The 26,654-nt window shown below is 63.5% G+C and carries 25 protein-coding genes; 13 read left to right on the forward strand and 12 right to left on the reverse strand.

From position 1 onward, the window contains the following. Positions 1–31: 31 nt before the first annotated feature. From QBJ92_RS12050 to QBJ92_RS12090, 9 genes are all read left to right on the forward strand, one after another. Entirely contained in the window at positions 32–643 is a 612-nt protein-coding gene (locus tag QBJ92_RS12050) for an NADH-quinone oxidoreductase subunit J (protein WP_277969939.1), read from the forward strand. Further along, the gene (gene nuoK, locus QBJ92_RS12055; protein ID WP_010163525.1) at positions 640–948 is read left to right on the forward strand and encodes an NADH-quinone oxidoreductase subunit NuoK; all 309 of its coding nucleotides are present in this window, start codon (positions 640–642) and stop codon (positions 946–948) included. The genes QBJ92_RS12050 and nuoK overlap by 4 nt, the downstream gene beginning before the upstream one ends. A 5-nt stretch (positions 949–953) precedes the next feature. Then, positions 954–3,140: an NADH-quinone oxidoreductase subunit L gene (gene nuoL, locus QBJ92_RS12060; protein ID WP_277969940.1), complete on the forward strand. Its 2,187-nt coding sequence runs from the start codon at positions 954–956 to the stop codon at positions 3,138–3,140. Continuing rightward, a complete protein-coding gene (locus tag QBJ92_RS12065; protein WP_277969941.1) occupies positions 3,137–4,666 on the forward strand; it encodes an NADH-quinone oxidoreductase subunit M in 1,530 nt (509 codons plus the stop codon). The genes nuoL and QBJ92_RS12065 overlap by 4 nt, the downstream gene beginning before the upstream one ends. After that, the gene (gene nuoN / locus QBJ92_RS12070; protein WP_277969942.1) at positions 4,663–6,117 is read left to right on the forward strand and encodes an NADH-quinone oxidoreductase subunit NuoN; all 1,455 of its coding nucleotides are present in this window, start codon (positions 4,663–4,665) and stop codon (positions 6,115–6,117) included. Before QBJ92_RS12065 ends, nuoN begins: the two co-directional genes overlap by 4 nt. A 47-nt stretch (positions 6,118–6,164) precedes the next feature. Next, the gene (locus QBJ92_RS12075) at positions 6,165–6,860 is read left to right on the forward strand and encodes a biotin--[acetyl-CoA-carboxylase] ligase (RefSeq protein WP_431358397.1); all 696 of its coding nucleotides are present in this window, start codon (positions 6,165–6,167) and stop codon (positions 6,858–6,860) included. 17 nt (positions 6,861–6,877) lie between these two features. After that, positions 6,878–7,660: a type III pantothenate kinase gene (locus QBJ92_RS12080; RefSeq protein ID WP_277969943.1), complete on the forward strand. Its 783-nt coding sequence runs from the start codon at positions 6,878–6,880 to the stop codon at positions 7,658–7,660. 193 nt (positions 7,661–7,853) lie between these two features. Then, positions 7,854–9,431 carry a ribonuclease J gene (locus QBJ92_RS12085; RefSeq protein WP_277969979.1) on the forward strand — a complete coding sequence of 526 codons (1,578 nt, stop codon included), beginning with the start codon at positions 7,854–7,856 and terminating at the stop codon, positions 9,429–9,431. Between the two features lie 34 nt (positions 9,432–9,465). Continuing rightward, the gene (locus tag QBJ92_RS12090) at positions 9,466–9,744 is read left to right on the forward strand and encodes a DUF1467 family protein (RefSeq protein WP_277969944.1); all 279 of its coding nucleotides are present in this window, start codon (positions 9,466–9,468) and stop codon (positions 9,742–9,744) included. A gap of 44 nt (positions 9,745–9,788) precedes the next feature. Here QBJ92_RS12090 and bfr read toward each other — a convergent pair whose 3' ends face one another. The 9 genes from bfr to aroQ all read right to left on the reverse strand — a co-directional run bounded on the left by bfr (position 9,789) and on the right by aroQ (position 18,996). After that, positions 9,789–10,274 carry a bacterioferritin gene (gene bfr / locus QBJ92_RS12095; protein ID WP_277969945.1) on the reverse strand — a complete coding sequence of 162 codons (486 nt, stop codon included), beginning with the start codon at positions 10,272–10,274 and terminating at the stop codon, positions 9,789–9,791. Positions 10,275–10,315: 41 nt separating this feature from the next. After that, complete coding sequence (locus tag QBJ92_RS12100) at positions 10,316–10,486, reverse strand: (2Fe-2S)-binding protein (RefSeq protein WP_277969946.1); 171 nt, start codon at positions 10,484–10,486, stop codon at positions 10,316–10,318. Between the two features lie 78 nt (positions 10,487–10,564). Further along, entirely contained in the window at positions 10,565–12,805 is a 2,241-nt protein-coding gene (gene purL, locus QBJ92_RS12105) for a phosphoribosylformylglycinamidine synthase subunit PurL (RefSeq protein ID WP_277969947.1), read from the reverse strand. Between the two features lie 89 nt (positions 12,806–12,894). Next, a complete protein-coding gene (locus tag QBJ92_RS12110; protein ID WP_277969948.1) occupies positions 12,895–13,788 on the reverse strand; it encodes a hypothetical protein in 894 nt (297 codons plus the stop codon). A gap of 161 nt (positions 13,789–13,949) precedes the next feature. Further along, positions 13,950–15,161: a hypothetical protein gene (locus QBJ92_RS12115; RefSeq protein ID WP_277969949.1), complete on the reverse strand. Its 1,212-nt coding sequence runs from the start codon at positions 15,159–15,161 to the stop codon at positions 13,950–13,952. A gap of 389 nt (positions 15,162–15,550) precedes the next feature. Then, positions 15,551–16,513 (reverse strand): alpha/beta fold hydrolase, encoded by a 963-nt coding sequence (locus QBJ92_RS12120; protein ID WP_277969950.1) that lies wholly within the window; start codon positions 16,511–16,513, stop codon positions 15,551–15,553. 177 nt (positions 16,514–16,690) lie between these two features. Further along, positions 16,691–18,043 carry an acetyl-CoA carboxylase biotin carboxylase subunit gene (accC, locus tag QBJ92_RS12125; protein WP_277969951.1) on the reverse strand — a complete coding sequence of 451 codons (1,353 nt, stop codon included), beginning with the start codon at positions 18,041–18,043 and terminating at the stop codon, positions 16,691–16,693. Positions 18,044–18,045: 2 nt separating this feature from the next. Beyond that, the gene (gene accB, locus QBJ92_RS12130) at positions 18,046–18,522 is read right to left on the reverse strand and encodes an acetyl-CoA carboxylase biotin carboxyl carrier protein (protein ID WP_277969952.1); all 477 of its coding nucleotides are present in this window, start codon (positions 18,520–18,522) and stop codon (positions 18,046–18,048) included. Positions 18,523–18,561: 39 nt separating this feature from the next. Further along, positions 18,562–18,996 carry a type II 3-dehydroquinate dehydratase gene (aroQ, locus tag QBJ92_RS12135; RefSeq protein ID WP_277969953.1) on the reverse strand — a complete coding sequence of 145 codons (435 nt, stop codon included), beginning with the start codon at positions 18,994–18,996 and terminating at the stop codon, positions 18,562–18,564. 161 nt (positions 18,997–19,157) lie between these two features. Between aroQ and thiS the strand changes: the two genes are divergently transcribed. Beyond that, positions 19,158–20,162 (forward strand): sulfur carrier protein ThiS, encoded by a 1,005-nt coding sequence (gene thiS, locus QBJ92_RS12140; RefSeq protein WP_277969954.1) that lies wholly within the window; start codon positions 19,158–19,160, stop codon positions 20,160–20,162. Here thiS and truA read toward each other — a convergent pair. Together truA and fmt are read right to left on the reverse strand one after the other, a co-directional pair. Then, a complete protein-coding gene (truA, locus tag QBJ92_RS12145) occupies positions 20,155–20,940 on the reverse strand; it encodes a tRNA pseudouridine(38-40) synthase TruA (RefSeq protein ID WP_277969955.1) in 786 nt (261 codons plus the stop codon). The two genes, thiS and truA, sit on opposite strands and share 8 nt — an antisense overlap. Further along, a complete protein-coding gene (gene fmt, locus QBJ92_RS12150) occupies positions 20,937–21,842 on the reverse strand; it encodes a methionyl-tRNA formyltransferase (protein ID WP_277969956.1) in 906 nt (301 codons plus the stop codon). Before fmt ends, truA begins: the two co-directional genes overlap by 4 nt. A gap of 55 nt (positions 21,843–21,897) precedes the next feature. On the opposite strand from fmt, the gene recR reads away from it, so the two are divergent. Both recR and def read left to right on the forward strand, forming a co-directional pair. Next, entirely contained in the window at positions 21,898–22,494 is a 597-nt protein-coding gene (gene recR, locus QBJ92_RS12155; RefSeq protein ID WP_277969980.1) for a recombination mediator RecR, read from the forward strand. Between the two features lie 144 nt (positions 22,495–22,638). Next, entirely contained in the window at positions 22,639–23,169 is a 531-nt protein-coding gene (def, locus tag QBJ92_RS12160; protein WP_277969957.1) for a peptide deformylase, read from the forward strand. A 113-nt stretch (positions 23,170–23,282) separates the two neighbouring features. Here def and QBJ92_RS12165 read toward each other — a convergent pair whose 3' ends face one another. Continuing rightward, positions 23,283–24,947: a formate--tetrahydrofolate ligase gene (locus QBJ92_RS12165; protein WP_277969958.1), complete on the reverse strand. Its 1,665-nt coding sequence runs from the start codon at positions 24,945–24,947 to the stop codon at positions 23,283–23,285. A gap of 167 nt (positions 24,948–25,114) precedes the next feature. Between QBJ92_RS12165 and rmuC the strand changes: the two genes are divergently transcribed. After that, positions 25,115–26,638 carry a DNA recombination protein RmuC gene (gene rmuC / locus QBJ92_RS12170; protein WP_277969959.1) on the forward strand — a complete coding sequence of 508 codons (1,524 nt, stop codon included), beginning with the start codon at positions 25,115–25,117 and terminating at the stop codon, positions 26,636–26,638. Positions 26,639–26,654: the final 16 nt, after the last annotated feature.

Here is a 26,654-nt window from a genome sequence, read left to right on the forward strand (position 1 = left end):
CCGCACCGACTCTGAGGGGCCCCAGAAAACCGTGATCCAGGCACTCGCCTTTTATCTTTTCGCAGCGATCGTGATCGCGTCAGCCGCGCTGACCATCACCTCGCGCAACCCGGTGCATGCCGTGTTGTGGCTGATTCTGGCCTTCTTCAACGCAGCGGGCCTGATGGTCCTCGTCGGTGCCGAGTTCATCGCGATGCTGCTCGTCATCGTCTACGTGGGAGCGGTCGCCGTGCTGTTCCTGTTCGTCGTGATGATGCTCAACATCGATTTCGCCGAACTGCGCGCCGGGTTCGCCCGTTACGCGGCGATCGGCGCGGTGTTTGCGGTCGGCCTCGCCGCCGAGATCATGCTCGCCTTCGGCGCATGGAGCGCAGGCAAGATCGAGCTCGCGCGCCGTGCGGCGCCGACGCCCGACACGATCTCGAACATCCAGGCGCTCGGGATGGTGCTCTACACGCGCTATCTGTTCGTGTTCGAGGGCGCCGGGCTCGTGCTGCTCGTCGCGATGATCGGCGCGATCGTGCTGACGCATCGGGAACGCTCTGGGTCGCGCAAGCAGAACATTTCGCGGCAGAACGCGCGCCGTCCGCAGGACGCGACGCGCAATACGCAGCCGACGGTCGGCGCAGGGGTGGAGCTATGACGATCGGTTTGGGCCATTATCTCGTCGTGGGCGCGATCCTGTTCGCGCTCGGCGTGCTCGGCATCATCGCCAACCGCAAGAACCTCATCGTCATGCTGATGGCGGTCGAGCTGATCCTGCTCGCGGTGAACCTCAATTTCGTCGCCTTCTCGGGCTATCTCCACGATCTCGTCGGACAGGTGTTCGCGATGTTCGTGCTGACGGTCGCGGCGGGTGAGGCGGCCATCGGGCTCGCCATCCTCGTCATCTATTTCCGTAGCCGCGGGACGATTTCGGTCGACGACGCCAACCGGATGCAGGGGTAAGTTACGTGCATTCGATTCTTTTCATCGTCTTCCTGCCGCTGCTCGCGTCGCTGATCGCAGGGTTCGCGAACAAGGGCTTCGGCTCCGCGCTCCCCAAGATCGTCACGACCGGCGCCTTGTTCGTGTCGTGCGCGCTCAGCTGGCCGATCTTCCTCCATTACCTTGGTGGTGGCGAAGCAACGGTCACGCCGGTGCTCGACTGGATCCATTCCGGCGACATGGTGATAGACTGGTCGCTCCGCGTCGACGCGCTGACCGCGGTCATGCTCGTCGTCATCACCAGCGTCTCGGCGCTCGTTCATCTGTATAGCTGGGGCTATATGGAGGAGGACCCCGACCAGCCGCGCTTCTTCGCGTATCTGTCGCTGTTCACCTTCGCGATGCTGATGCTGGTGACCGCGGACAACCTCGTCCAGATGTTCTTCGGCTGGGAAGGCGTGGGTCTAGCATCCTACCTCCTGATCGGCTTCTGGTTCCGCAAGCCCACGGCCAATGCTGCTGCGATCAAGGCGTTCGTCGTCAACCGCGTCGGCGACTTGGGCTTCATGCTCGGCATCTTCGGCACGTATCTGGTGTTCAACACCGTCTCGATCCCCGAGATCCTGCGGCTTGCGCCGGGGATGGCCGGGTCGACGATCGGCTTCTTCGGTGGTCGCTTCGATACGATGACGGTGCTCTGCCTGCTGCTGTTCGTCGGCGCGATGGGCAAGTCGGCACAGCTCGGGCTTCACACCTGGTTGCCCGACGCGATGGAAGGCCCGACCCCGGTGTCGGCGCTGATCCACGCGGCGACGATGGTCACCGCGGGCGTGTTCATGGTGTGCCGCCTGTCGCCGATGTTCGAGACGTCGCCGTTCGCTTTGACGGTGGTGATGACCGTGGGCGCTGCGACCTGCCTGTTCGCCGCGACGATCGGCATGGTGCAGACCGACATCAAGCGCGTGATCGCTTATTCGACCTGCTCGCAGCTCGGGTACATGTTCTTTGCCGCCGGGTGCGGGGCCTATGGCGCCGCGATGTTCCACTTGTTCACGCACGCGTTCTTCAAGGCGCTGCTGTTCCTCGGTGCCGGTTCGGTGATCCACTCGATGCATCACGAGCAGGACATGCGCTATTATGGCGGCCTGCGGAAAAGCATCCCGATCACCTTCTGGGGCATGATGATGGGCACGCTGGCCATCACCGGCGTCGGTATTCCCGCAGTGTTCGGCAACCCGCTCGCAATCGGTTTCGCAGGCTTCCATTCGAAGGATGCGATCATCGAAGCGGCCTGGGCTTCGGGCAATCACGGCGCATCGATCGTCGGGATCATCGTGGCGCTGCTGACGAGCTTCTACTCGTGGCGTTTGATGTTCCTCACCTTCTGGGGCAAGCCGCGCTGGGAGCAGTCTGAGCATATCCAGCATGCGATCCACGACGCGCACGGCCACGGCCATGACGCGGTCCATGCCGGCCATGACGATCACGGCACCACCGCGGCGCATGCGCATCACGGTGAAGCCGCAGAGGAAGGGCAGGGCAGCGAGCCGCACGGTCATGACGATCATGCTCATGGCGCGCACGGCCATGCCGTCCCGCTGCATCCGGTGTTCACCACCAAGGGCGACGGCACGGGTGGCTATCATCCGCACGAAAGCCCGTTCCCGATCCTGATCCCGCTGATCATCCTGTCGATCGGTGCGATTGCGGCTGGGTTCGTGTTCCATGGCTACTTCATCGAGCCGACCGCCGGCGAAGAATACTGGCGTGGCGCGATCGCCTTCCGCGAGCATCTGATGCACGAAATGCATGAGGTTCCGCTGCTGGTGAAGCTGTCGGCGACCATTGCGATGCTGACCGGTCTGGTCGGTGCGTACATCTTCTACATCCGCTCGCCGGGTGTATCGCAGAAGCTCGCCGAGACGTACGCGCCGATCTACGACTTCCTGCTGCACAAATGGTATTTCGACGAATTGTACGATCTGCTGTTCGTAAGGCCGGCATTCGCCATCGGTCGCTTCTTCTGGCACCGCGGGGACGAGAAGACGATCGATCGCTTCGGGCCGAACGGCTCGGCCTGGATCGTCGAGCGCAGCTCGCGGGTCGCTGGTAAAATCCAATCGGGGTACGTTTATACTTATGCGTTCGTCATGCTGCTGGGCCTGACCGGGGCCGTGACCTGGGCAATCAACATCTGGGCGACGAGCAAGTGAGCGGCTTTCCAATCCTTTCGATCATGCTCGCGATCCCTGCGATCGCGGCCGTGGCCTGTCTCTTCTCTTCCGCGCAAGGCGCACGCTGGATCGCGCTGATCGCGACGCTGATCGATCTCGTCCTCGGGATCGGGCTGTGGACCAGCTACGATATCGGCGGCGCGCAGTGGCAGTTCGTCGAGGACGCCGGCAACCTCGGTATCTTCAGCTGGAAGCTCGGCATCGACGGGTTCGCGCTGTTGCTGGTGATGCTCAGCGTGTTTCTGATGCCGGTGTGCATCGGCGCCAGCTGGGTCGCGGTCACCAACCGCGTCCAGGAATATATGGCGGCGTTCCTGTTCACCGAAGTGCTGATGATCGGCACCTTCACGGCGCAGGACCTGTTCCTGTTCTACATCTTCTTCGAAGCCGGCCTGATCCCGATGTATCTCATCATCGGCATCTGGGGTGGCGTAAACCGCATCTACGCCTCGTACAAATTCTTCCTCTACACGCTGCTCGGCTCGGTGCTGATGCTGGTGGCGATGCTGTGGATGGCGAATTTCGCAGGCACCAGCGACATTCCGACGCTGCTGCGGACCGACTTCCCGGTCAAGGCGCAGACCTTCCTGTGGCTGGCGTTCTTCGCGTCGTTCGCGGTCAAGATGCCGATGTGGCCGTTCCACACCTGGCTTCCCGACGCGCACGTCCAGGCGCCGACCGCTGGTTCGGTGATCCTTGCGGGTGTGTTGCTCAAGCTCGGCGGATACGGCTTCCTGCGCTTCTCACTGCCGATGTTCCCCGAAGCGTCGGCGCAGCTCACGTGGCTGGTGCTTGGTCTGTCGGCGATCGCGGTGATCTACACCTCGCTCGTGGCACTCGTGCAGTCGGACATGAAGAAGCTGATCGCTTATTCCTCGGTCGCGCATATGGCGATCGTGACGATCGGCCTGTTCGCGTTCAATCGCCAGGGGATCGAGGGCGCGATGATCGTCATGCTGTCGCATGGCCTCGTCTCGGCGGCGTTGTTCCTGTGCGTCGGCGTGATCTACGACCGGCTCCATACCCGCGAGATCTCGCGTTATGGTGGCCTCGCGATCAACATGCCGCGCTACGCCTTGCTGTTCCTGTTCTTCACGATGGCATCGATCGGGCTTCCGGGCACGAGCGGGTTCGTCGGCGAGTTCCTCAGCCTGGCGGGGACGTATCAGGTCTCGACCGCGATCACGCTGCTGTGCACCACCGGGATCATCCTCGGGGCTGCCTACATGCTTTACCTCTACCGCCGTGTCGTATTCGGCGATCTGACCAAGGACGATGTGCGCGCAATGCCCGACCTTTCGCTGCGTGAAATTGCGCTGTTGGCCCCGATTGCAGCGGTAGCGCTGTGGATGGGCGTGTATCCCGAGAGCTTCCTCGCGCCGATGCGCAAGGATGTCGCCACGTTGGAAGCGCGCATTTCGCGTGCGACCCCGGCAGGTGACTCGCTGCCGACGCCGGGCAAGGCGATGGCGCTGCCCGTCCAGCATGCGGAGGCACGGCCATGAACATGTCGCTGTTGATGGTCCTCCCCGAGGAAATCCTTGCGCTGGGGGCGATTGCACTGATGCTGGTCGCCGCCTGGGGTGGCCAGGCCTCGACGCGCATGGTGTCGATCGTCGCGGTCGCCGTGCTGGTCGGTGCGACGATCGCGCTGACCGGGCCCGCCTCCTACGGCGGCGACGCATTCGGCGGGCTTGTCCGCGGCGATGCGTTCGGCGCGTTCGCCAAGGTGCTGATCTTCGGCGCGTCCGCCATCGCGATCCTGATCGCGCCGCGTTTCTTCGCGGCCGGTCGTGGCGACGATCTCCGCCCGGAATATCCGGTGCTGATCCTGCTGTCCGCAGCGGGCATGAGCATGATGGTCTCGGCGGGCGACTTGCTGACGCTGTACGTCGGGCTCGAACTCCAGAGCCTCGCGGCGTACGTGCTGGCGAGCTTCATGCGCCGGGACACACGCTCGGCCGAAGCCGGCCTCAAGTATTTCGTGCTGGGCGCGCTCGCGAGCGGGATCCTGTTGTACGGCATCTCGCTGGTCTACGGCTTCAGCGGGACGACGCTCTTCTCGTCGATCGCAACGGCGTACGGTGAGGGGCGCTCGCTCGGGCTGACCTTCGGGCTGGTGTTCGTCTTCGCCGGTCTCGCATTCAAGATGAGCGCCGTTCCGTTCCACATGTGGACCCCGGACGTATACGAAGGCGCACCGACCCCGGTGACGACCTTCTTCGCCTCCGCCCCCAAGGTGGCAGCAGTCGCCTTGTCGGTCCGCGTTGCGGTCGAGGCGATGGGACCGGCGACCGACCAGTGGCGTCAGATCGTGATCTTCGCGGCGCTCGCGTCGATCATCTTCGGTGCGGTCGCGGCGATCGGGCAGACCAACATCAAGCGCCTTCTGGCCTATTCGTCGATCAACAACGTCGGCTTCGTGCTGATCGGTCTCGCGGCCGGCACGCAGGCGGGTGTTGCGGCGGTGTTGTTCTACCTCACCGTATATGTCGTGATGACGCTGGGCAGCTTCCTGATCGTCCTTCAGATGAAGGACGCCGCCGGGCAGCCGGTCGAAAGCATCACCGCGCTCGCGGGCCTGTCGCGCACGCGGCCTGGTCTCGCGCTCGCGATGGCGATCTTCATGTTCTCGCTCGCGGGCATCCCGCCGATGCTCGGCTTCAACGCCAAGGTCGCGGTGTTCCAGGCGGCGATCGTTGCCGGGCTCTATCCGCTCGCGGTGGTCGGCTTCGTCGCCTCGGTGATCGGTGCCTTCTACTACCTGCGCGTCGTCAAGGTGATGTACATCGATGCACCGGCCGAGACAGTCGAAGGCGCTCCGCTCGCGGTGCGCACTGACCCGGTCGAGGGCGGTCTGATCGCGGTGATGGCTGCGGCGATCTCGCCGATCGGCTGGCTCGGGCTCGCGAGCCTCGGCGGGGCGACGATGGTCGCGGCGAAGGCGCTGTTCTGATCGACCGGGTTCGCACCGTCGCCGAGACGGGGTCTACCAACGCCGACATGCTGGAACTGGCGCGCAGCGGGATCTCCGAGGGGATCTGGCTGCGCGCCGAGCGGCAGACCGGCGGGCGCGGGCGGCAGGGACGGCTGTGGGTGTCCCCGGTCGGCAATTTCTACGGATCCAGTATTGTCCGGGTGCGGGTCGGGGATCCGGCGCCCGCTACGCTCGCCCTGGTGGCTGCGGTAGCGCTGGAAGAGGTGGTTCGGACGTACCTTCCCCTCAACCATCAGGGTGAAAGCGCCGGCGGTCCGCGCGGGGCCGGGTTGGCGCTCAAATGGCCCAACGATCTGTTGCTGGGCGGCGCCAAGATCTCCGGCATCTTGTTAGAGCGAACCGGGGACGCCGTCGTCGTCGGGATCGGCGTCAACCTCGCACACCACCCGAAAGACACCGACCGCGTCGCCACCAGCCTCGCCGCGCACGGCGCAACCCCCGATCCCACGGACTTCGCCGAGACACTCGCCGAAACCTTCGCCCGCTGGCTCGGCATCTGGCGCGGGCAGGGCCTAGCGCCTATCCGCACCCGCTGGCTCGAGCGCGCGCACCCAATCGGCACCGCGCTCACTGCCCGGCTACCCGACGGGAGCGCGACGGATGGTCTGTTCCACGGGCTCGACAGCGATGGCGCGCTCATCCTGCGCTTGGCGGATGGCACCGCGCGTGTCATTCACGCGGGCGACGTGTTTCTCCTCTGAAGGGCTCTTTTCCAGCCATGCTGCTCGCCATCGACGCCGGGAACACCAACATCGTCTTCGCGCTGCTTGAAGGCTCGACGATCAAGGCGCGCTGGCGGATTGCAACCGATCCGCGTCGGACGGCGGACGAATATGCGGTGTGGCTCAGCCAGTTGCTCAACCTTGAAGGGTATGACCGCAAGCAGGTGACGGGGGTCATCATCGCGACCGTCGTCCCGCGGGCGCTCCACAACCTGCAAACGCTCGCGCGGAAGTATTTCGATAGCGAACCGTTGATTGCGGGCCAGGCGCCGGTCGAATGGGGGATGCATCTCGACGTGCTCGAACCCAAGAGCGTTGGGGCGGATCGTGCGGTAACGATGATCGCGGCGCACGCCCGCCATCCGGGCGACCTGATCGTGATCGATTTCGGCACTGCCGCAACCTTCGACGTGGTCGATTATACCGGCGCATATAAGGGCGGGATCATTGCGCCGGGGATCAACCTGTCGCTCGATGCGCTGGTCACCGCCGCCGCGAAGCTTCCGCGGATCGCGATCGAAGCGCCTGACGACACCAGCGTGATCGGGCGGGATACCGTGTCGCAGATGCACATCGGCATCTACTGGGGCTATGTCGCGATGATTGAGGGGCTGGTCGCGCGAATGAAGGCGGAGGTCGGCCGCCCGTGCAAGGTCGTCGCTACCGGCGGTCTGGCGGTCCTGTTCGAACAGCATACCGACGCGTTCGACGCGATCGAACCAGATCTCACCATTCAGGGGCTGGCGATTTTGTGGGATCGCGCCCATATAGCGGCCTAGAGTCCTTGCGTGTGTGCGCCCGTATCGGTGCCCCGCTTTTCTGATCTCTACGACATTCATCGCGCCTAACCCGCGCACCCTCCCTGCGCCGCTTGCCAAGCTGGCGGCGATAAACTGAAAGAACAAAGACTTAGTGACTACCCCTAAGAAAGAACTGCTGTTCCTGGCCCTTGGCGGGTCGGGCGAGATTGGCATGAACGTCAATCTGTACGGCTGCAACGGCAAGTGGCTGATGGTCGATTGCGGAATCACCTTCGCCGATCCGCAATATCCCGGCATCGACGTGATCCTGCCCGACCTGCAGTTCATCGAGGAACGCCTCGACGATTTGATCGGGATCGTGCTGACGCATGGTCATGAGGATCACATCGGCGCGCTGCCATATCTCGCCGAGGATCTTGGCGTACCGCTCTACGCGACGCCGTTCACTGCCGGCCTGATCCGGGGCAAGCTCGAGGAAGAGGGCAACGCCAACCGCGTCAAGCTGCGCGTGATCCAGCCCGACGCGCCGTTCGAGATCGGGCCGTTCGGCATCACCTTCGTGCCGATGTCGCACTCGATTCCGGAAGCGAGCGCGCTGCTGATTGATACGCCTTACGGGCGCATTTTCCACACCGGCGACTGGAAGCTCGATGCCGCGCCGGTCATCGGCAAGCCCGCCACGCCGGATCAACTCGCCGCGATCGGCAAGGACGGCGTTCTCGCGCTGGTGTGTGATTCGACCAACGTATTCAATAACGACGCCTCGGGCTCCGAGAGTGACGTACTGTCCGGCCTGATGGACGTGATCGGCAAGGCCAAGGGCCGCGTGCTGGTAACGTCGTTCGCCTCCAACGCCGCGCGTCTCCACACGCTCGGCAAGGTCGCGATTGAGACCGGGCGGCAATTGTCGGTCCAGGGGCGGTCGCTCGACCGCATCCTCAAGGTCGCGCGCGCAACCGGCTATCTGAAGGACTTCCCCGACACGATCGACGCAGAGGCCGCGATGCGGCTGCCGCGCGACAAGGTTCTGGTCGTCGCAACCGGGGGGCAGGGCGAGGATCGCGCTGCACTTGCACGTGTCGCCAATGGCCAGCATCCGATCTCGCTCGACCAGGGCGATACCGTCGTCTTCTCGTCGAAGCAGATCCCGGGCAACGAAGTCGCGATCGGGCGAATCCAGAACCAGCTCGCGGCCAAGGGTGTGATCATGATCACCGACCGCCAGGCGCATGTCCATGTGTCGGGCCACCCGGGTCGTCCCGAGCTGCTCCAGATGTACAAGTGGATGAAGCCCGAGATCCTGATGCCGGTCCACGGCGAAATGCGCCACCTGATGGAGCAGGCGCGCTTTGCTTTGTCCGAAGGCGTGCCGCGCGCGGTGGTGCAGACCAACGGCGACATCATCCGCCTCGCGCCGGGCAACCCCACCAAGATCGGCAATGCCGCTGTCGGTCGCCTCGTGCTCGACGGTGACGTCATCCTGCCGGGCGATGGCTCGACCATCAACGAGCGCCGCAAGCTCGGCCTGTTCGGCCAGATTTCGGTGGCGGTCGCGATCGGTCAGCGTGGTATGATCGGCCAGCCGCAAGTCCGGATCCAGGGCATTCCGGTCGAGGAAGATCGCGAACCGTTCCTCGAAGAGACGATCAGCGCGGTCGTCGTTGCGGTCAAGCAGGGTGGACGTGATCGCGACAAGCTGCGCGAGCAGATCCGGCTCGCCACCCGCAAGGTCGCGACTCGCTGGACCGGCAAGAAGCCGATCGTCGACGTGTTGTTGATCGAGGCTTGAGCCTCACATAGGCTCGGAACAGGAGGAGAGCGACATGCGGTGGACTTCAGCGCTGGCGATCTATTTCCTGTTCTGGGCGTTTTCTGTGTTCTTCGTCCTGCCGTTCGGGGTGAAAACCGCGGACGAGGCAGGCGTGGAGCGCGTGCCCGGACAGGCCGACAGCGCGCCGCACGAGTTCCGCGCCGGGCGCATCGCGTTGCGCGTGACGATCGTCGCGACGGTGTTGTGGGCGATCTACATGCTCAACTTCACGTACGGCTGGCTTACCCCGAAGATGATCGACTTCTGGGGGGCGTGGAAGGACGTGGAGTAGGTTTCCCCGGCTCTCGCCGGGGAAACGCCTATGTGACGGGCGCGTCAGCCCTCGTCGTCGGCGGGCTTGCTCTGCAGCTGGACGTAATTCTCGATCCCCATCCGCGCAATCATTTCGAACTGGCGCTCGAGCGTATCGACATGCTCTTCCTCGCTGTCGAGGATGCGGCGGAACAGATCGCGGCTGACATAGTCGCGGACCTTTTCGCTATGCTCGATCGCATCGCGGAGCAGCGGCAGCGCTTCCATTTCGAGCGCGAGATCGGCCTTGAGGACTTCCTCGACCGTCTCGCCGATGCGGAGCCGCCCCAGCAACTGGAAATTGGGCAGACCATCGAGGAACAGGATCCGCTCCGACAGCCAGTCGGCATGCTTCATCTCGTCGATCGACTCCTGTCGTTCGAACGCGGCAAGCTTCCGGACGCCCCAGTGATCGTACAGCCGGTAATGCAGCCAATATTGATTGACCGCCGTTAGCTCATTCTTGAGTGCCGTGTTGAGGTACTCGATGACCTTGAGATCGCCTTGCATCGTTTAGCCTTTGCTGGTCGCGGAATAGCGGAGGCCAGCCTTTAGGCTACGGCGCGCTCTTCGTCGATGATCGCGCGGGCGGCGGGGACGCATTGGCCGCATTTCGCTTCGCACCCCATGGTACGATAGGCCTGGCAGGCCGTCCGGCACCCGTTTCGGGCGGCGGCGCGGACGTCGCGTTCGCGGATGGCATTGCAGATGCAGACAACCATGGACACTCCCTTCGGAGCGCATGATCTATCGCTAATGAGAATGGGTCGCAAGCCTAAATGCGACCCATTCGCACATCATCAGTTCTCCACGGGTACGGCTGCGCCCATCAGTTTCGGGAAGAAGCCCTCATGCGCGGTCCGCAAGTCGCTCAATGGGACGACATGATCGTTGTCGGGGAGCTCGAAGATCAGCCGATTCGCAATCGTCCGCCCGATTCGCTCGATCTCCACCCCGGCTGCATCCGCCGCCGTCAGCGTTTCGAGCAGCAAGTGATCCGCGACGGTCGCGACATAAAGCCCCTGGTCCTCACCGAACAGCGCGCAGGCGACGCCGCACGGCAACGGCGCATGCAGCATCGCGCCGACGTTACCCGCCAGCGCCATCTCGGCGATCGTCACTGCGATCCCGCCGTCGGACACGTCATGCACCGCCGTCAGCCCGCCGGTTGCGATGTGGGTGCGGACGAACTCGCCGTTGCGGCGTTCCGCTTCGAGATCGACCGGGGGCGGGGGGCCTTCCTCGCGGCCATGAACTTCGCGCAGCCACAGCGACTGGCCAAGGTGACCCGAGCGCGCGCCGATCAGCACGATCACGTCGCCGGTGCCCTTGAACGCAATCGTCGCGGACTTGGACCAATCGGCGAGCAACCCGATCGCACCAATCGCGGGCGTCGGCAGGATCGCCGAGCCACCCCCGGTCGCCTTGCTCTCATTGTACAGCGAGACGTTCCCCGAAACGATCGGGAAGTCGAGCGCGCGGCACGCATCGCCCATGCCGTCGAGACAGCCGACGAACTGCGCCATGATCTCGGGGCGCTGCGGGTTGGCGAAGTTGAGGCAGTTGGTCACCGCGAGCGGCGTCGCGCCGACCGCCGACAGGTTGCGATAACACTCTGCAATCGCCTGCTTGCCGCCCTCATAGGGGTCGGCATAGCAATAGCGCGGGGTGCAGTCGGTGCTCATCGCGAGCCCCTTCTGCGTCCCGTGGACGCGCACTACCGCAGCGTCGCCACCCGGGCGCTGCACCGTATCGGCGCCGACCTGCGTGTCATATTGCTCCCAGATCCAACGCCGCGAGGCGATGTCGGGGGAGGCCATCAGCGTCAGCAAATCGGCGGCGACGTCGGGCGTCTGCGGGATGTCGCCAAGCGGGGTGATCTTCGCCCACGCCTGATACTCTTCCTTCGTCGCGGCCGGACGGTCGTACAAAGGCGCTTCGTCCGCGAGCGGGGCGAGCGGAATGTCGCACACCGTCTCGCCGTGGAACTTGAGCACCATATGGCCGGTGTCGGTCACCTGGCCGATCACCGCAAAGTCGAGCTCCCATTTGTGGAAGATCGCTTCGGCAAAGTCCTCGCGGCCTGGCTTGAGCACCATGAGCATCCGCTCCTGGCTCTCGCTCAGCATCATTTCATAAGGCGTCATGCCGGTTTCGCGCTGCGGCACCGCATTCATGTTGAGCTCGATCCCGACGCCGCCCTTCGACGCCATCTCGACCGCTGATGAGGTGAGGCCGGCCGCACCCATGTCCTGGATCGCGACGATCGCGTCGGACGCCATCAGCTCGAGGCATGCCTCGATCAGCAGCTTCTCGGTGAAGGGATCGCCGACCTGCACGGTCGGGCGCTTCGATTCCGAATCCTCGCCGAAATCGGCCGACGCCATCGTCGCACCGTGAATGCCGTCGCGCCCGGTCTTGGAGCCGACATAGACGATCGAATTGCCGATCCCGGAGGCGGCGGAATAGAAGATCTTGTCGGTCTCGGCGACGCCGACGGTCATTGCGTTGACCAGGATGTTGCCGTCATACGCCGGATGGAAGTTCACCTCGCCGCCGACCGTCGGCACGCCGACGCAATTGCCGTAACCGCCGATGCCGTGAACCACGCCCGAGATCAGGTGGCGCATCTTGGGATGATCGGGCCGCCCGAAGCGCAGCGCGTTGAGGTTGGCGATCGGGCGCGCGCCCATCGTGAACACGTCGCGCAGGATCCCGCCGACGCCGGTCGCGGCCCCCTGATAGGGTTCGATGTACGACGGGTGATTGTGGCTCTCCATCTTGAAGATCGCCGCCTGGCCGTCGCCGATGTCGACCACGCCTGCATTCTCGCCCGGGCCGCAGATGACTTGCGGGCCGGTGGTGGGGAGCTTCTTGAGATGGATCCGGCTCGACTTGTACGAGCAATGCTCGGACCACATCACCGAGAAGATGCCGAGCTCGGTCAGGTTGGGCTCGCGCCCCAGCGCGTGCAGGACGCGGTCATATTCTTCGGCGGACAGCCCGTGCTGGGCGACGATCTCTGGGGTGATGTCGGTCATGCTGCTGCCCTTAGCGTCGGGCGCGGAACCGCGCTAGCGCGTATCGACGCCCACGCGCGGTTCGTCGGGCGGGTGAAGCGCCGGCATCCTCAGCCCAGACCGAGATAGGCACTCGCCGAAAGCACTGAAGCCGCGAGGATGACCGGCTGGCCGGCAGGCGTCGTGATCGACGCAGTTAGCCGTCCGTGGGAATCGAAACTGATGTGCGTCGTCGCATTTCCGCTGCTCAGATAATAGGGCCACACCCCGGCTGCCGCATTGGCGAGGATCTCGGCCTGCCCGCCCGGGCCGAACGCCGTCTCACTTGTGTAGGTGATCGAGAGCGTGTCGGCGATAATCAGGCTTGCCGGCATGCGGACAAGCGTGCCGCCGGGACCGAAGGTCGTCGTCCAAGTAATCGGTGAGGTCGGATCCCAGGGGGCGCCATGCTTGTTGCTGTAAGCGTTGGCGAGCGCGGAGGAGAGATACCAGTCGCTTGGGGTCGTGGCGAAATTGAGCAGATGGTCGAAGGACAGCGTCATGTCGAGCTTGGCGGCCGCCAGCACGCCCGCAACCCCGTCGACCGGGGGACTCGCGGCCCACAGGCCCCAGAACGGGGTTTCCGGCGCGCCGGAGCTGCTGAAGGGAAACCGCGCCGACGGCGCCAACGCGAGCATTTGCAACATCGTCGCTTCGTCGATCGACCAGGCCGAAGGTTTCGTACCCCAGTCGGCGAGCTTCCGCTTGGCGACCGTGATCGGGTTGAACGGACTGTGGCCCGCCACGAGCGATCCGATTACTGCGCTATAGGCGGGGAAGAACTGCGACCCCGACTGCACGAAGACCGGCCCGTCCGCGGGGATGATATTGAACAATCCCCAAAGCGTCTGGTCGCTGTCGGGGACGGTTGCGGGTTGGAATGTCTTGCCGGCAGTGTCGGGTACGCCGAAAGCCTGGAGGGTGCGCTTCAGAAGCAGGATCTGAAGCTCGTCGAAGGTTGCCATGCGCTGTCTCCATATCCTGTCGGACTGTGGGCGGGCTGCTGTGGGATTCTTGCGGTCGTCGCACGACGTGACATGCTGCTGATGCCCGTGGACAGACGCGATCGGCGGGATTTCCCACCGATCGCGCTGGCGGTTTTCAGGTCGCTCGTCTGATCCGGGGATCAGCTTGGTTCGAGAACACGCTTCTTGGCGGTCGTGTCGTAGAACGTCTCGGTCAGGAACTTGGCAGCCTCGGCCTCGCCGCCGAGATAGGTTTTGACCGGTTCGACGATCGCACCGATGATGATCGGAACCCCGGCATTGCTCGTGATCGAAATGTGCATGTTGCCGGTGTTGGTGAAGCTGGCGGAGCTCGACGTCCCGCCCGATCCGCCGCTGCTGTAGAACGGCCACAAGCCAGAACTGGAATTCCTGCGGATCTCGGTCTGCTCCGCTTCGGTGTACACTGCCGTCGACGTCACCTGAATGTCCATCTGGTTGACCAGCAACAGCGTCGTGGTGAAGCGTTGCATGTTGCCGTTCTTCCCGAAGGAGTTCTCCCAGTTGATCGTCGAGGTTGGATCCCACGGTGCCGCATTCGGATTGTGATAGGCCAGGCCCATCGCGGCGGACGAGAACCAGTTTCCCGGGCTGGCGGCGAACGGCAGGACGTTCGCGAACGACGCCGTTACCGAGACGCCGCTGCCGCCGAATTTCTGGGTAGTGATGGACGTCGACGAGCTGCCGCCCCACAGGCCGAAAAAGCCGCCGGACTTGCCGTTGGCCCACGTCCGGGACACGTCGGTATTCCAGTCGCTTTTCCCGACCGTGAACGAGCGCGTCGGCGCGGACATCAGCAGCCGCAGCATGGTGTCATAATCGATGCTGAAGGTGATCGGATCGGTGCCGGTCGGCTGATACGCCATCGCGTTGTTCTGGGCGACGAAGACCGGGTCGAGATTGTCCCGGTTGAGGGCGATCGCACCCTGACGGGCGACCGTCTGGCACGGGGCACAGCCATAGGCCCAGAGCTGGAAGTTCTGGCCGGTCGGGCCGACCGCCCCCTTGGCACGCGCCGACGCCCAATTGTCGTAGCATGGCTGCTTGACGGTGTTGAGGAACTGTTCGCTGGCAGGCTGAAGCGCCGACAGGACGCCTTGGTAATCCACCGAGAATTTGTTGCCCCCCGCGCCGAGCGAGGTGTTCATGTTGAGCGTCGCGGGCGGAATGATGTCCAGGTAATTCCACAGGCGGCCATCCGCGCCAAGCCCGCCGACCAGCGGGGGCGAGGGCTGTACGACTTGAAACGGTGTCGTCGTGTCGTAGCCGAGCCCGGCGGCGAGGGCGTTGTAGAAGCCGTCCTGCAGTTGATCGAAGGTCACTGGACTTGTCATGATACCTCTCCGGTTTCAGGAAATGCGTAGTGCTTCAGTAAAGGCTGGAACGCGCGGAAATCACGATACTCGTGCCGACGAAAAAGAGCGGTCCGTGCGGCAGATGCGTACGGTAATGCATGCCAGCGCCAACATTTTGGCTTCGGCATACTTGGGCGGTGCTGTGCTCTTTCTGGACGGTCCGTAAAATTATTCTGAACGCTACAGGCCGTCAACGATGGAAAGATCCAGAATAGCGATCAACCGGGTGTCGAAGTGGCAAAGCGCCCGCATGGCAGGGCATGATCCTGGCATGCCCGGTACCTCCCCGGCGTACCGTCTCCGACACGCACCCGCGATCCGGATGGGCCCGGAAAGATCACTCCACTTTCGCGCAAATTTGCGCCGGACTAGCGTTCAGCGGTCGCGGTCGAGTCGATGAAGCGGGTGACATCGCGCGCGCTTTCGTCCGGGCGCTCTTCCATGGGGAGGTGCCCGGTCCCGGGGTAGACGATCAGCCGACTGCCCGGGATATGCGCCTGAAGCCAGTTCCCCGATGCTCGCGGGATCAGCCGATCCTCCGCGCCCCACAGGATCAGGACCGGCAGCTTGAGCGAGGCCAGTTCCGCCGGGGTCGCGCTGTCCGGGGCCAAGGCGAACCGGTCGAGCGTCGCCTTGCGGTTGCCGGGATAGCGCAACAATTCCCAATAGCGGTCGATCATCGCGGCATCGGCCAGTTTCGGGTTGCCGAATACGCCCGGAAGGCTTCCCGCGATCAGGCTGCGCGGCGTGATCGCGGCGGCAATGTCGCGCAGGATCGGCATGCGCGCGATCCGAAAGGCAAGCGGCGGCTCGGCGTTGCCCGGCTCGGGCTGCCCGACCGAGTCGATCAGGACGAGCGCGCGGACGTGCCGCGGGTGCGCGAGCGCATAATGCCACGCGACCCCGCCGCCCATCGAGTTGCCCGCCAGCACGATCCCGTCGACGCCGAGTTTCGCGCGCAGGCGTTCGACCACGTCGACATAAGCTGCGGGTGCGTAGTCTCGCGTCGGGCTGGCTCCGGTCAGGCCATGGCCGGGAAGATCCATCCGGATGACCCGATACCGCGACTCGAGTCGCGCGGCCCAGGGTTCCCAGGTCTGGAGCGATGCATTGGACCCGTGCACCAGCAACAGCGCCGGAGCGTCCCGCGGACCGGTGTCGCGGACATGCACTTTGAGACCGCCGCCAAGATCGACGAATTGCGACGGTGAAGCGCCGTATTTGGCGCGCATTGCGACGGGATCGGTGTCTGGAGTGCGGTAAAACAGAAACGCAACGACCAAAAACGCGGCAAGGACAAGCAGGATATAGCCCAGAATGCGCCAGCCCATTGCCTCGTCCCACTCACGTCCGTCCTTCTGGCGGGCGGTGTGTCAGGAGAGAATTGCCGGTTTTCGGCAAAGTGGCAAGCGTTAGTATGTCGGTTTTGGAGTTCACGGCAAGGCGTTGATAAGGCAGGGAAGTGTACCCCGGCACGAAGCCGGGGCCATCGAAACCCAGTCTTGCCGCTACGCCGGCTCCCGCGCCAACCATTCCTCGAGCCACTTGATCGTATAATCCCCCGCCTGAAACTCGGGATCCTCGATAAGCGCCTGATGTAGCGGGATTGTCGTGGTCGGCCCGTCGATGACGAACTCCTCGAGCGCCCGCCGCAATCGCCGGATCGCACCCGCACGGGTGGTGCCGTAGACGATCAGCTTGGCGATCATCGAATCGTAATATGGCGGCACGCGGTAGCCCGCATACAGCCCGCTATCGACCCGAACGTTCATCCCGCCCGGTGCATGGAACTGCTTGATAAGCCCCGGAGAAGGCGCGAAAGTTCGCGGGTCCTCGGCATTGATCCGGCACTCGATGGCATGGCCGCGGAACTGGATGTCTTCCTGCCGCAACGTCAGGCCATGGCCCTCGGCGATGCGAATCTGTTCGCGAACAAGATCGAGTCCCGTAATCGCTTCGGTCACGGGATGCTCGACCTGCAGCCGCGTGTTCATCTCGATGAAGTAGAACTCACCGTTTTCCCACAAGAATTCGATCGTCCCCGCACCGCGATAGCCCATGTCCGCCATCGCCTTCGCGCAGATGCCCCCCATGCGCGCGCGGTCCTCTTCGCCCAGCACGGGCGACGGAGCCTCTTCCAGCACCTTCTGGTGGCGACGCTGGAGCGAACAGTCGCGCTCCCCCAGATGGATCGCGTTGCCTTCGCCGTCTCCGAACACCTGGAATTCGATATGGCGCGGATTACCAAGGTATTTTTCAAGATAGACCGTCGCGTCACCGAACGCGGCCTTCGCCTCGCTGCCGGCCTGCTGCATCAAGGTCTCGAGTTGGTCTTCGGAGGTGCAGACCTTCATTCCACGCCCGCCGCCGCCCGATGCCGCTTTAATAATAACGGGATAACCTGCCGCCGCGGCAATTTCCTTGGCTTCGGCGAGATCGCTGATCGGTCCGGCCGACCCCGGCACGAGCGGCAGCCCAAGCGCGCCAGCGGTCCGCTTGGCCTCGATCTTGTCACCCATCGTCCGGATGTGTTCGGGCTTTGGGCCCACGAAAATGATGTCGTGCGCTTCGACGATTTCCGCGAACTTGGCGTTCTCGCTCAGGAAACCATAGCCCGGATGGATCGCATCCGCACCCGAGATTTCGGCCGCGGAAATGATGTTCGGGATATTGAGATAGCTTTCGCTCGCCGACGGCGGTCCAATGCAGATCGCCTGATCGGCCAGCCGCACGTGCATCGCGTCCGCGTCGGCGGTCGAATGCACTGCGACCGTTTGGATACCCATCTCGTGGCACGCGCGGTGGATGCGGAGCGCGATCTCGCCACGGTTGGCGATCAACAGCTTCTTGATTTCGGCCATGATTATTCGACGACCACCAAGGGCTGGTCGAACTCGACCGGCTGGCCGCTCGTCACCAGCACAGCACTCACGCGTCCGGCGGTCGGTGCGAGGATCGGGTTCATCACCTTCATCGCTTCGACGATCAGCAGCGTATCGCCGGCTGCAACCGTATCGCCAACGCTGACGAACGCTTTCGCTTCCGGGTTGGGCGACAGATAGGCGGTGCCCACCATCGGGGATTTGACCGCATTGAGCGTCGACGGCGCCGCGCTCGCGACGATCTCGGGCGACGCGGTAGCGCTTGGCGCCGCTGCCGTTGCCATCGGGGCATATTGCACAGGCGCAGCAGCCGCTGCGGCCTTGCGCGCAATACGAATCTTTCGGCCGCCGTCTTCGACCTCGATCTCGGTCAAGGACGTGTCGTCCAGCAATTGTGCAAGCTGACGGACCAGATCGACATCGATCCGCATGGCGTCGGCAGTGGTATCTTCGGGCATAAATTCCCTATGCTCCCTGTTTTTCAAGGGTGCGTCCTGTCAGAGTCGTGCCGCCGCTTCAAGCGCCAGCAGGTAGGATAACGCGCCAAACCCGCTGATCGTGCCTTTGACGGCAGGGGAGATACGGCTGACGTGCCGAAAGGCTTCGCGCGCGTGCGGGTTGGACAGGTGGACTTCGATCACGGGGGTGCGAACCGCCTTGATCGCATCCAGCAAGGCAACCGAGGTGTGCGTAAAGGCGGCGGCGTTGAGGATCACGGCCTTAGCGGGCAGGGCCTGTGCCTCGTGGATCCAGTCGACCAGATGGCCTTCGTGGTTCGATTGCCGCAGGTCGATTGCAAATCCCAACTCCCGGGCTCTGTCCTCGAGCTGGCCTGCAATGTCATCGAGCGTCTCGGCACCATAGATTTCCGGCTCGCGCGTGCCGAGCAGGTTGAGGTTGGGGCCGTTGAGGACGAAGATCGTTTGAGGCATCCGGGGCTGGCTTTCGTGTGGCGACGCGGTGGAGACCTCCTATATCAAACGGACACCGCCCTCCAACCGTTCGTGTCGTGCGCCCCGAAGGCGTCGCGCAGATGGGTCGACTTCGCGCGATGCGGGCGGCATGAAGGCGCCGAAACGGGAATGGGTAACCGATGCATAGCGATGGAACTGTCAGCATTCAGGTCAACGGCGAGCACCGCCGCGTTCGCGCGGGTCTCAGCCTGGCGGATCTTGCCGCCGATCTTGGCCTTGCGCCGGAGAAAGTTGCCGTGGAGCGTAACCTGGAGGTGGTGCCCCGGTCGACTTTAGCGGACGTTCAGGTCGAGGATGGCGACGAACTCGAGATCGTGCATTTCGTCGGCGGCGGCGATCACATCCCGACAATTGATACGGACACCTGGACGGTTGCTGGCCGGACCTTTCGGTCGCGGTTGATCGTCGGGACAGGCAAATACAAGGACTTCGCGCAGAATGCCGCCGCCTTGGAAGCGTCGGGGGCAGAGATCGTCACGGTCGCGGTGCGCCGCGTCAACGTCAGCGACCCCAACGCGCCGATGCTGACCGACTTCATCGATCCGAAAAAGGTTACTTACCTTCCCAACACGGCGGGGTGTTTCGATGCCGATTCGGCGATTCGCACGCTGCGATTGGCGCGCGAGGCGGGCGGTTGGGACTTGGTGAAGCTCGAAGTGCTGGGCGAAGCGCGGACGCTGTATCCCGACATGGTGGAAACGCTTCGGGCAACCGAAGTTCTTGCGAACGAGGGGTTTCTGCCGATGGTTTATTGCGTCGACGATCCGATCGCAGCGAAGCGTCTTGAGAACGCCGGTGCGGTTGCGATCATGCCACTGGGCGCGCCGATCGGGTCCGGCCTTGGCATCCAGAACCGGGTGACGATTCGCCTGATTGTCGAGGGCGCAAGCGTACCGGTGCTGGTCGACGCGGGTGTGGGGTCAGCATCCGATGCCGCAGTCGCGATGGAGCTTGGCTGCGACGGCGTGCTGATGAACACAGCGATCGCCGAGGCAAAGAATCCGGTCATGATGGCGGCGGCGATGAAGGCCGCGGTGGAAGCAGGGCGGCTGTCGTATCGAGCGGGGCGGATGGGCATGCGCCGCTATGCGGATCCGTCGAGTCCATTGGCTGGGCTTATCTGATACCGGCTGCGCATTCCGTACTGTTGACGACTGACTCGGCGGGATAATCTGCGCTCAGGAAGAACAGTCCATCTGGCGGCGCATTGAAGCCAAGGGCGGTGCGGTCGCGCGCTTGGAGGGCTGCCGTCAGGTCCTCGGGCGACCATTTGCCTTCACCCACCAGTGCGAGACAGCCGACCATCGAACGGACCTGATGATGCAGAAACGATCGCGCCGAAGCGAACACGCTGATCCGGTCACCCTTGGCGACGACGTCTAGTCGGTCGAGCGTCCGGAGCGGGCTGTCGGCCTGACAATGGGCTGAGCGGAAGGTGGTAAAATCATGTCGGCCAACCAGTCTGGCCGCTCCCGCGGCCATTGCCGCCGCATCAATTTCTCCGGGAATGCGCCAAGCAAGACCGCGTTCAAACGTCAGCGGAGCGCGGCGGAGGACAATGCGATACTCATAATGCCGTCCGACGCAGGAAAAGCGGGCGTGCCAGTCCTCGGGGACGATTTCGCACGCGGTAATAGCGACCGGGTCCGGACGCAGCTTGGCATTGAGAGCTTCCATCAGCCGGAATGGCGTCAAGTCACGCGCGAGATCGAGATGCGCCCGCATTGCAATCCCGTGGACGCCGGCGTCGGTCCGCCCAGCGGCATGGACCGCGACCGTCTCACTGGTGATCGCATGGGCGGCGCGCTCGATCGCGGCCTGCACCGTCGGACCATGATGCTGGCGTTGCCACCCCATGAAGGGTCGTCCATCAAATTCTACTGTAATCGCAAAGCGTTTCAAAGAACGGTTCCCACAGGTATGGAAAAGCCGCGGAGCAGGTCAGCTGCCTCCATCGCGCTCCGGCCTGCGCGTTGCAATACGGTCGGTCGGATTGCGCCGTCTGCACAGGCAATCGTCAACTGGTCGTCGATCACCGTTCCAGGCGAGGCCGACGCGTCGGTGACGACATCGACCGCAAGGAGTTTGATTCGCTCCCCAGCAACTTCGATGAACGCGCCGGGCACTGGATTGAAGGCGCGGACCTGCCGTTCGATCGCCGCGGCATTCTGCGTAAGATCGATTCGGGCTTCGGTTTTCTCGATCTTCGCAGCGTAGGTTACCCCGGCGTCGGGTTGTGGTTGTGGCAGATAAGACGACAAGTTTGCCAGGGTTTCCACCATCAGCCGCGCACCCATGGCGCTAAGCTCCGCGGTCAGTATCCCCGCAGTTTTCTCTCCGATCGAGGTCTCGTCTCGGAGCAGGACCGGTCCGGTGTCGAGCCCGGCTTCCATACCCATGATGCAGACTCCCGTTGTTGCATCTCCTGCGAGAATGGCTCGATGGATTGGCGCTGCGCCGCGCCAGCGGGGAAGGAGGGAGGCATGGACGTTAAGGCATCCGTGGGGGGGTGCATCCAGGATCGCGCGCGGCAGGATCAAACCGTACGCTGCGACGACCGCAATGTCCGCATCGAACCGCGCGAATTCTGCCTGCGCCTCCGCGTCCCGCAAGCTTGCCGGGGTCCGTACCGCAATACCGAGCGCCTCGGCCCGCGCATGAACGGGAGTCGGTGTCAGCGCTTTGCCGCGCCCTGCGCGTCGGGGGGGCTGGCTGTAGGATGCTACGACCTCGTGTCCCGCATCGACCAATGCCTGGAGGATCGGAACGGAGAAGTCGGGCGTGCCCATGAAGATGATCCGCATGGCGCGATGCTGTGGCCGCTTGCGCAGGCGCAAGGCAACCCCCTATCTGTTCTGCATGGCTTCCCCAGAAATCGACGCGCTGACCCAGGCGCTTGCCAAGCTCCCCGGGCTTGGTCCGCGGTCGGCGCGGCGCGCGGTGCTGCATTTGCTCAAGAAGCGCGAGGCAGCACTCGGACCGTTGCTTAACGCTTTGATGGCGGTGGAAGAGAACCTCGCAACCTGTTCCATCTGCGGCAACGTCGATACGACGGACCCATGCGGCGTGTGTTCGGACCAACGCCGGGATCCGCGCGCTCTGTGCGTCGTCGAGGAAGTCGCCGATCTTTGGGCGCTCGATCGCTCGCGACTGTTTCCGGGGCGGTTCCACGTGCTCGGGGGCAGACTCTCGGCTTTGGAAGGCGTGCGTCCTGAGGATCTCGCGATCGATTCACTTGTACGACGGATTGCTGACGGCGGGATCGACGAGGTCGTTCTGGCGATGAACGCGACACTAGAAGGGCAAACCACCGCGCATTACATTGCCGAACGGATCGAGCGGTTCCCGATCCGCATCACGCAACTCGCCCATGGGCTCCCAGTCGGCGGCGAGCTAGATTATCTGGATGAGGGAACGCTGGCACAGGCGCTTCGCGCCCGGCGACCTGTCAGCTAGTCTTCGTCGAGCAGGTCAACCTACTCTGTTACTTGTATATTCCAGCTTTCTTCGAGCGGATATCTTCTCGTCCAAAGGCGCATAAACGTGAAGAAGGGAGGCCGCGACCTTGACGCACTGCCCGTGCTTTCCTAGCTCGCGAGAATGGCTGTCTTAGAAATTCTCGAAATCCCGCATCCCGGGCTCCGCGCCGTCGCCAAACCCGTCGCGCAAGTGGATGATTCCGTGCGGACGATCGTGCGGGACATGTTTGATACAATGTACGACGCGCGGGGGATCGGTCTTGCCGCGACCCAGGTTGCGATCGAACAGCGAATCGTGGTGATCGATCTGCAGGAACCAGAAGGCGAGGGCGAAGATGCCAAGCCGGTGAGAAAGCCGCTGGTGTTCATCAACCCCGAACTGGTTTCGGTTAGCGACGAACTCTCGGTCTACGCCGAGGGTTGCCTGTCGATTCCAGAGCAATACGCCGACGTAGAGCGTCCTGCACGGTGTCGTGCGACATGGCTCGACGAGCAGGGCGAACGGCAGGAGGGCGATCTTGACGGGTTGCTTGCCACCGCGTTCCAGCATGAGATCGACCATCTTAACGGCGTGCTGTTCATCGATCACATCTCGAAGCTCAAGCGTGACATGCTGATGAAGAAGCTTACCAAGATGCGCAAGGCGGGCTAAAGCCAGTCTCCTGAGTGTTTCTGCGAAGGCAGGCACTCAGGGCGACGAGCGCAGTTCGCCGTTACCCTGTTCTCCGGCTTTCGCAGGAGAACAGTGATACGTCTCTGACGTCTTCAGAACAGCCCTTCGATCTCACCACCTGCGCCGAAGTGGATTGTCTCCGCAGCTGGAACCCGCGGCAAGCCGGGCATTGTCATGATTTCCCCGCAGATCACCACGACAAAGCCCGCGCCTGCGCTCAGCCGTACTTCGCGTACCGGCACGACGTGGCCGGTCGGCGCACCAAGTTTCGAAGGATTGGTGGTGAAGCTGTACTGCGTCTTCGCCATGCAGACAGGCAAGTGCCCGAACCCGGCATCTTCCCATCGCGCCAGTTGCGCAAGGATGGATGGGTCGGCGATCGCCTCTTCCGCCCGATAGATCCGTGTCGCGACGGTGTTGATCTTCGCGAACAGCGAAAGGTCGTCGGCATAGAGCGGCGCGAATTGTCCGCCAGCATGGTCGCATAACGCGACGACGGCCTCAGCAAGGACCTCCGCCCCAGCGCCTCCGTCCGCCCAATGTGTGCACAGCACCGCATCGCATCCTTGCGCGGTCGCGATCTCTTGGATTGCCTCGAATTCTTCGAGCGTATCGCTGTCGAACCGATTGACGGCGACAACCACCGGCACCCCGAACATGCGGACGTTCTCGATATGACGTGCGAGGTTCACGCCTCCGCGCCGGACCGCATCTACGTTGGGTGCGGAGAGATCTGCTTTTGCCACCCCGCCATTCATTTTGAGCGCGCGGACCGTCGCCACGATGACGGTCGCGTCTGGCTTCAATCCTGCCTGGCGGCATTTGATATCGAAGAATTTCTCCGCTCCCAGGTCGGCGCCAAACCCAGCTTCGGTCACGACATAATCCGCGAGGCCGAGCGCGGTGCGCGTCGCGATGACAGAGTTGCAGCCATGCGCGATGTTCGCGAACGGCCCGCCATGGATCAGCGCTGGCGTCCCCTCGAGCGTCTGGACAAGGTTGGGCTTGATCGCCTGCGCAAGCAGCACCGCCATTGCACCGTCGGCCTTCAGGTCCTTCGCGGTCACCGGCCGCCGGTCACGCGTATAGGCGACCACGATCCGCCCCAGCCGCGCTTCGAGATCGTGCAGGTCGGCCGCAAGGCACAGGATCGCCATGACTTCGGATGCGACGGTGATGTCGAAGCCGCTTTCGCGCGGAAACCCGTTCGCTGGACCGCCAAGCGATTGTGCGATGTCGCGCAAAGCGCGGTCGTTCATATCCAATACGCGCCGCCACACGATCCGCCGCACGTCAATGTCGAGCGCGTTGCCCCAATGGACGTGATTATCGATCATCGCCGCCAGCAGGTTGTGCGCCGAGGTGATCGCGTGGAAGTCGCCGGTGAAATGGAGGTTAATGTCCTCCATTGGAACGACCTGCGCGTAGCCACCACCTGTTGCGCCGCCCTTGGTGCCGAAACACGGTCCGAGCGAGGGTTCTCGCAGGGCTAGCATCGTCTTCCGTCCGGTTCGGTTGAGCGCGTCAGCCAAACCAACCGAAGTGGTCGACTTGCCTTCGCCCGCGGGAGTCGGGTTAATCGCAGTCACCAGGATGAGCTTGCCGGTCTCGGTGCGCGACGGCAGTTGCGCCACATCGATCTTGGCCTTGTGATGGCCGTATGGCTCGACCGCCTCCGTGGGAATGCCCGCCGCGGCGGCGATGGCGGCAATGGGTTGCAGGGTGGCGGCGCGCGAGATCGCAATATCAGAGAGCATCGCGCGGCTGTAGCGGGATAAGCAAGCAAGGGGGAGGGGGAAGCACCGATCGTTTGGCGAAGGGGTGGCGGCTGCTCACGTGATGCGGGTCTGCTTTGCGACGGGGTGCGCTTGTCCGCACGCCCTGGCACGGGTAAGGTTCACTGAATGTTCCAGCGAGACCCCTTATGAACGGCCTGATGATTTCCCTGCTCGCAATCTGCGCTTTGCTGGTGGGGCTAGCTTTTGGATGGATGCTCGGCAGTCGCCCGCTTGCCGCCGCCCGCGCAGATGCAGCAGCACGCGATGCCGACTTTCGTCGTGCAATCTCCGATCTTGCCAGCGCCGAGCACCGCGCACGCGATACGGAACAGCTGCGCGCAGAGCTCGCTGTCATTCGCGATGAGCGCGACGTGGCGCGCTTGGAAAATACTGCACTGAAGACGCACGCTAACGCCTTCGAGAACCGCCTCGCGGAGATGCACGCCAACAACGATGCACGTCTGAACGCCGATCGCGAAGCCCACGAGGCGCGTGTCGCCGAACTTCGTCAGACCACCGCAGCGCGGGAGAAGATGGTCGAGGATGCTCACGCTACACGCATCGGCGAACTGCTCCATGCCAAGGATTTGCTTGCGACGCAGTTTGCCGAGGTCTCGAACAAGCTGCTCAACGACGCGCAGGAAGTGTTTCTGAAGCGTGCCGACGAACGCTTCCGCCAATCCGAGGAGACAGCGGGGCATAACCTCAAGTCGATGCTTCAGCCGGTAAGCGACCGTCTGCTGAAATACGAGGAAGCGGTTACGCGCGTCGAGGGCGAGCGATTAAGCGCGTTCGACCAGTTAAAGGGACAGCTCGAAGGCCTGCGCGTAGGGCAGGAGAAGGTCTCCAGCGAGGCGGCCAAGCTCGTGAATTCGCTCCGCAATGCCCCCAAGTCGCGCGGGCGCTGGGGTGAGCAGCAGCTAAAAAATGTCTTGGAAACCTGTGGGTTGTCCGAGCATACAGATTTCCAGACTGAAGTGTCTGTGGCCGGTGGCGACGAAGGTGGACGGTTGCGACCCGATGCGATCGTCACCGTGCCGGGCGGTCGCAGTCTCGTCATCGACGCCAAGGTTTCACTCAACGCCTATCAGGATGCGTTCGGCGCTGTCGACGAGGCCGAGCGCGCCAAGGGACTGACGATGCATGCGGCGGCGATGCGGGCGCACGTCAACGGGTTGGGCAACAAGGCCTATTGGAGCCAATTTGCCGATGCCCCCGATTACGTCATCATGTTCGTCCCGGGCGAGCATTTCCTGACTGCGGCGCTGGAGCAAGATCCGACATTGTGGGACTTCGCGTTCGACAAGCGCGTGCTGCTGGCGACACCGACCAATCTGATTGCCATTGCGCGGACCGTGGCGGCGGTATGGCGGCAGGAGCGGCTGGCCAAGGAAGCCCGGCAAATCGGCGAGCTCGGCAAGGAATTGTACGAACGGATTGCCAAGGCTGCCGGCGATTTGCGCAAGGTCGGCAGCGGACTGACGAGCGCCGTCAACAATTACAATACGTTTGTCTCAAGCTTCGAGAGCCGCGTACTCGTCAGCGGACGCAAGTTCCGCGATCTTAATATCGAGACGACGGCGCGCGAGATCGACGACGTTCCCCCGGTCGAGGCGCTCGCGCGCTATGGCGAGCCGGCTGCGCTGCCGGAGCCGACCGACGCGCCTTAGCTTGGGCGGACTCTCC

Source organism: Sphingomonas echinoides (genome assembly GCF_029623395.1).
In the GTDB taxonomy this organism is placed as follows: Bacteria; Pseudomonadota; Alphaproteobacteria; order Sphingomonadales; family Sphingomonadaceae; genus Sphingomonas; species Sphingomonas echinoides_A.